At 39.7% G+C, this 6,206-nt stretch carries 4 protein-coding genes; all 4 read left to right on the top strand.

Translation table 11 applies throughout. The features are described 5' to 3' along the window. The first annotated feature begins 750 nt into the window (after window positions 1–750). Window positions 751–1,875, top strand: coding sequence for a glycosyltransferase family 4 protein (locus J4051_RS18610; protein WP_208235393.1), 1,125 nt, complete (start codon window positions 751–753; stop codon window positions 1,873–1,875). An 86-nt stretch (window positions 1,876–1,961) separates the two neighbouring features. After that, complete coding sequence (locus tag J4051_RS18615; RefSeq protein WP_208235394.1) at window positions 1,962–2,723, top strand: polysaccharide biosynthesis/export family protein; 762 nt, start codon at window positions 1,962–1,964, stop codon at window positions 2,721–2,723. Further along, complete coding sequence (locus J4051_RS18620) at window positions 2,723–5,059, top strand: GumC family protein (RefSeq protein WP_208235395.1); 2,337 nt, start codon at window positions 2,723–2,725, stop codon at window positions 5,057–5,059. The genes J4051_RS18615 and J4051_RS18620 overlap by 1 nt, the downstream gene beginning before the upstream one ends. A gap of 331 nt (window positions 5,060–5,390) precedes the next feature. After that, on the top strand, window positions 5,391–5,810 hold the full coding sequence (locus J4051_RS18625; protein WP_208235396.1) for a CBS domain-containing protein: 420 nt from the start codon (window positions 5,391–5,393) through the stop codon (window positions 5,808–5,810). Window positions 5,811–6,206 lie beyond the last annotated feature (396 nt).

The following is a 6,206-nucleotide window of genomic DNA, read 5'->3' on the forward strand; positions in this document are numbered from 1 at the left end:
AAAAGAAGAAAGAAAAAAGACGAAAGAAAATAGAATGAAGAATCTGCCTGTATTTGTGGATGCTTTCGGATGAGTTTGAAGTCAGGAGTCAGGAGTCAGGAGTCAGGAGCCAGGACAAAAGAATAAAGAAAAAAGACGAAAGAAAATAGAATGAAGAATCTGCCTGTATTTGTGGATACGTTCGCAGGAGTCAGAAATTAAGAACCAAGAACCAAGAACAAAGATAGAGTATCAGGTATTAAGAATTAAGTATTAAGAATCCGTTTGTATCTGCGGATAGGTTCGGACAAGTCAGAAATTAAGAACCAAGATTCAAGACTGCTGCTCAATACGTTTAAGTTTAACTGCTAAGAACGCAAAGTCAATCGCAACGAGCGCGATGATAAATTTAGTTTTTGTTGTTTTTAACCGACAACCGACAACCGACAACCGACAACCGACAACCGACAACCGACAACTTGAAACCTTGAACCCAGCCTGCCCGTCCGTAGCAAAGCGGAGGCGGGAAACCCAAAACCTACTGCCCCAAATCCCACAGTTCTTCTCATATAATATTCAAGAAAAATGAAATAATATTATGTTTTGCGTCAATATGAAGGTGTAAAGAGCATTATTTTTGAAAATATCGTAAATTGATAGTGGGAAAAGATTGAGTTTACAGATTAAAATATTGTGACATATAATACTTTAAATGTATCTTTGCCCAAATTCCCCACTATTTTACCTGTTGATATTTAAACCTATAGCGTCATGATTCAAGAACTTCTTGCTTATTTTAATCCCTTAGATTATTTAGGGATTTGGTTATTGTGGGCGTTTATTTTGGCATTTATCGTTTCCTGGCTGACCTTCCCTACAATAATAAAGGTGTCTAAAGTAAAACAGCTGATGGATGAGCCCGGTTCAAGAAGTGCTCACTCTGTTAAGACGCCTACCCTAGGAGGAATTGCTATCTTTTTTAGTTTGGCCGTGGTAATTACTTCCATTGGCGGAGTCTTGGACACGAAAATTTTAATGTTGCTGTTGGGAGGTTTAACTGTGCTTTTCTTTTTGGGCCTTAAAGATGATTTATTGGTCTTGGCGCCAAGAACAAAATTTTTGGCCCAATTGCTTGTCGCCGGAGTGCTGATTGTTTTTACCGACACCCGTATTGTTGGTTTTTTTGGAATTTTTGGCATCACCACCTTACCGTACTTAGTTTCAGTACTCTTTACCTTATTTGTGTATATCTTGATCATCAATGCCTACAACTTGATTGATGGGGTGGATGGTTTGGCAGGAAGCTTGGCCCTGTTTGCTTGTGCCGCCTTTGCATTTCTTTTTTGGAAAACCCTGGATGTCAGCATGACCACTATTGCGGTGGCTAGCATTGGTTCTTTGGTGCCTTTTCTGCGATTTAATTTTTCAAGAAAGCGTAAGATTTTTATGGGGGACACCGGGTCCATGATCATCGGGTTTCTGGTCGCTTTTTTTGTGGTACGCTTTCTCAGCGGAGCACAAATGTCTCAGACCTCACTTTTTTATAATTCAGCCCCGATTTTAGTACTGACCATCGTGTTTTTCCCACTTTTGGATACTCTGCGTATTTTCTTTATTCGCGCCGTTATCCATAAAACGAGTCCGTTTAAGGCTGATAAAAACCATTTGCACCATGGCTATATCAATTTGGGCTATTCACACAAACAGACCACCTTATGTATTGTGCTCATCAATGCCGTCCTGTTTGTTTTGGCACTTTTGTTTAAGGACTTTGAAATCCATCTGCAACTCTGTCTTTTGCTTGGTATTGGTACGGTATTATATTCTGTGGCTTTTATATACCATTGGCTCTTCAAAAGCAAATCCGAATCTAAAATTACAGAACAGAGCCATTGATTTTGTGTCATTTCTAAATAAAACGCCTTACTTTTGCACCTTATCTTTATATTCTCTAATTGTTTAAACATTTCAAGACCATTTTAATGAAACATCTCCTATTGGTTGTAACGGCACTGTTTTTTTTAAATTCCTGTGCCTCTAAAAAAGACGTTCTTTATCTGCAAGATATCGATACCAAGGGTGTGGGGGCCATCCCTTACCAATCGCCCAGTATTCAACCCAATGATATTTTAAAAATCACCGTAGAAAGTTTATCTCCGGAAGCGGCTCTACCGTATAATAAGAGTGTGGTACAAGGCGTACAATCCAGAAGTTTAGACATTATGCAGTTGGAAGGCTATGTGGTATCATTAAACAATACAGTGACTATGCCTGTATTAGGTGATATTTCCACTAAAGATAAAACGCCTCAAGAGCTTGCTGCTACCATTAGCGATTTATTGGTTTCGGGGGGTCACTTATCAGATGCACGGGTGGATGTGAGGTTGCTCAATGCGAAGGTGACCATTTTAGGCGAGGTCAAAGCGCCAGGTACGTTTACGTACACCGAGCAGAACCTTACCCTTTTACAGGCATTAGGATTGGCGGGTGACTTGACCATTAATGGGCAACGACAGGATATCCTCATGACTAGGGAAGTTGATGGGGTCCGCAAAGTGACCCATATAGATCTGACCTCGGCCGATTTTATGGACAGCGAGTATTATTTTATTAAGCCCAACGATATGATCGTGGTACATCCAAACGACCCAAAGGTGAAATCGTCTGGATTTATTGGCAATGTAGGTACTGTGGCCACCGTGATTTCTTTAGTCTTAAGTATAACTATTTTATTAACCCGATAATGGAGGACTTACATACTAATAGATACGCAATGGAGGAGGAGGATCATTTGGACCTTAAACAAGAGATTAGGCGGTACTTGCGCTTTTGGCCTTGGTTTGTTTTGAGTCTGGTTATTGCTTTAATAGGCGCCTATATGTATGTCCGGTTTGCCCCCCGTGTTTATCAGACCTATTCTAAAATCAAGATCTTAGATAAATCGGATGGGCTGGAATTGCCTACGGCCGCTTTTATTTTTAAGCGCTCCAATATCAATTTGGAGAATGAGACTGAAATTTTAACCTCCTATATTATGATGGATCGGGTGGTTAGGCGGTTGAATTTGAATACCAGTTTTTACGAGGAAGGGACGATTAGAATCTCTCAGCAAGAAGGTTTGCCGTTTGAGTTTACGCAACTCGTACATCCGGATAGCATTATCAGTAGTTCCTCGTACAAAATTAAGGTGACCGAAAAGGGGCTGGATATTAGTAATGAGAAGGACGGGATCAACATGTCTTTCAACACCCATACAACCACTAGTAAAACCCACGAATTACCTTTTGAAGTTGATCTTGGTCTTTTGAATAAAAAGTCGGAGTTGATAGGTAGAACATTTATCGTATCCTTTAGACCCATTGAGAACGTTGCCTTAGGATTGAAATCGCGAATTTCAGTAGAACCTATAGGCAAACAAAGTGATTTGTTGAAAATAAGTATCAAAGGTGAAAGTAAGGCACTGTCAGAAGACATCGTCAATACCTTAATGGCCGTATTTGATGAGGATGGGATTAATGATAGACAATTGATCTCCAAACGAACGCTGGATTTTATTGACGACCGGTTTGTGTTTTTGGCGCAGGAATTAGATTCTATAGAAGTGGGGCGGCAGGATTTCAAACAACGCAACAATTTAGTGGATATTAAAGTAGATGCCACATTAGGCTTGGAACAACGGACCAAGTCTGAGGAGGAAGCCTTTCAGATAGAACAGCAGTTGGCCTTGTCGCGCTTATTGAAGCAGTCGCTCACTGAGAATGGTGAGTCCGGTTTATTGCCGGCGAATATTGGGATCAATAATGGTGGTATTAATGAGTTGATAGCTAATTATAATGCTGCAGTCCTTAATAGGGACAAGTTTTTGAATAGCGGCGGTACCAATAACCCCATAGTGCAGCAGGCCGTGGCTGAAGTGGCGGATTTAAAGGCGAACATCAATCGGTCTTTAGCCAATTATGTGAATCAGTTGGAAGCTTCAAGTCAGCAACTGGAAACACGAAATGATCGGTTTAGTGGGAAAGTGGCTCAAATTCCAGAAAAGGAAAAGTTGTTACGTGCCATTGACCGTCAACAAAAGATCAAAGAAAGTTTGTATCTCTTATTGCTGCAAAAACGTGAAGAAGCAGCGATTAATTTAGCCATTACGGAGCCCTCCATTAAAATAGTGGAGCATGCTTTGACGGGGAATTCTCCAATTAGTCCTAAGTCGCGAGTGATTTATTTAGGAGCGCTTGTGGGTGGCTTATTAGTTCCATTTGGCATTTTATATCTCATCTTTTTATTGGATTCCAAACTGCACAGTAAGGAAGATATCACCAAGATTAATCCAAGAATTCCGGTGATTGGTGAAATCCCGGATATCAAGAAAGACAAGGAATTTATTTTTGAAGACCCGAATGCTCGATCCATTTTGGCAGAATCCTTTAGAATCTTAAGTTCCAATGTGGATTATATTTTACCGGTATCGAATGATGGCAAAGGAAAAGTGATTTACTGTACCTCTACCATCAAAGGTGAAGGGAAAACCTATGTGAGTATCAATTTATCCTTGGCCTTATCGAGTATCAACAAGAAGGTATTATTGATTGGTGCCGATTTAAGAAATCCTCAGATCCATGCGCACATTCATGAAGGGAAGGACACGCCGGGATTGGCTAATTACCTCCATGACACCAATTTTGAATGGAGAGACGCTTTGGTCAGTGGTTTTGACAAGCACCCAAACCACCGTATCATGTTATCTGGAACTATTCCACCAAATCCAGCACACCTCTTGACCAACGGGCGTTTTACAAAGCTTATTGAAGAAGCAAAAGAGGAATACGATTATATTATCGTAGATACGGCGCCAACAATTTTGGTTACCGATACCATGTTGATCTCTCAATTGGCTGATGCGACCGTTTATATTGCGAGAGCAGATTTTACAGAAAAGAATCTTTTGAAATTCTCTAAAGATTTATCGGAATCAGGCAAGTTGAAAAACATGGCTTATGTGATCAATAGCGTAGGCGCAAGCAAATCTTACGGATATAGTTATAACTATGGCTATAATTATGGCTATGGGAATAATGGTTAGTTTATAAACTAATGAATCATAAATCCGGTACAAACTTTAAGTTTGGCCGGATTTTTTTTTTGATCCTATTTGTCTTCTAAAACTGCAATTTGAGATTATTCTTTAACCATGAGACTGTTTGTTGTAAATTCTTTCTCGTTCAAAAAGGAAATTATAATATGATACACTACCTTTTAGGATTTTGCCCTGAAAATTCATAGTTTAACCTCCTTCTGAACCCCACACCTCTCTCCACCACCCCTTCGTATCTCTGCCACAACCTGACATTTATCATACTTACTACAAGAATTATAAGCTACATTTATCAATGAATTATAAAAACCAATAAGTCATGAAAAATATTCCATTAATTTCTTCCATAATGTCCACTAAGATCATTACGCTTAAAAAAGATGATGATCTTGAAACGGCAGAGCGTTTGTTTAAACGACACAAAATCAGACATATTCCCGTAGTCAAAGGCGATGCCATCATAGGCATGTTGAGTTATACAGATTTGCTACGCATTAGCTTTGCAGACGCTGTAGATGAGTCTGAAACGGAAGTGGAGAGCTTGGTCTATAATATGTTTACTATAGAGCAGGTGATGGCTAAAAACGTGGTCAGTGTATCTTCTACTGCAAGTATAAAGGAAGTTGCCGAAATTTTGGCCAAAAAGGAGTTTCACGCGCTACCGGTGGTTGATGATGACGTGTTGGTGGGAATTGTTACCACGACGGATTTGATTGAATTTTTGATTATGCAGTTGTAGGGTGGGGGGATTAGGGATTAGGCATTAGGCATTAGGGATTAGGCATTAGGTATTTGTGTGAGTGGTGAGAGGTGAGTCAGATCATTTGGATAATTGGATATTTCTAAAGAAGTTTAGAATATTGAACACAGAATGTTGAATATCTAATATCGAAGTTTAAATGGCTCTAAACTTTAAACTTTGAAACCTGAAACGTGAGTGGTGAGTGGTGAGAGGTGAGAGGTGAGCAAATTGACGATTTACGATTGTTGAATAGCGAACAATGGTCAACTCTATTTGGGATGTTCAGGCGCAGGCAGTAGATAGTGTTCTGTTTTCAGTCTGTTCATATTTCATGATTCGTGCTTTAAAAACTTACAACCTTTTCCAATTGATGAGATTGCCGGGTCATTCGTT

The sequence above is a fragment of the Gelidibacter pelagius genome (genome assembly GCF_017581925.1).
GTDB classification, from domain to species: domain Bacteria; phylum Bacteroidota; class Bacteroidia; order Flavobacteriales; family Flavobacteriaceae; genus Gelidibacter; species Gelidibacter pelagius.

Bases quoted from the DNA above. Each gene is read 5' to 3' on its own strand.
- J4051_RS18610 (WP_208235393.1), top strand. From the start codon at position 751: ATGATTCAAGAACTTCTTGCTTATTTTAATCCCTTAGATTATTTAGGG.
- J4051_RS18615 (WP_208235394.1), top strand. From the start codon at position 1,962: ATGAAACATCTCCTATTGGTTGTAACGGCACTGTTTTTTTTAAATTCC.
- J4051_RS18620 (WP_208235395.1), top strand. From the start codon at position 2,723: ATGGAGGACTTACATACTAATAGATACGCAATGGAGGAGGAGGATCAT.
- J4051_RS18625 (WP_208235396.1), top strand. From the start codon at position 5,391: ATGAAAAATATTCCATTAATTTCTTCCATAATGTCCACTAAGATCATT.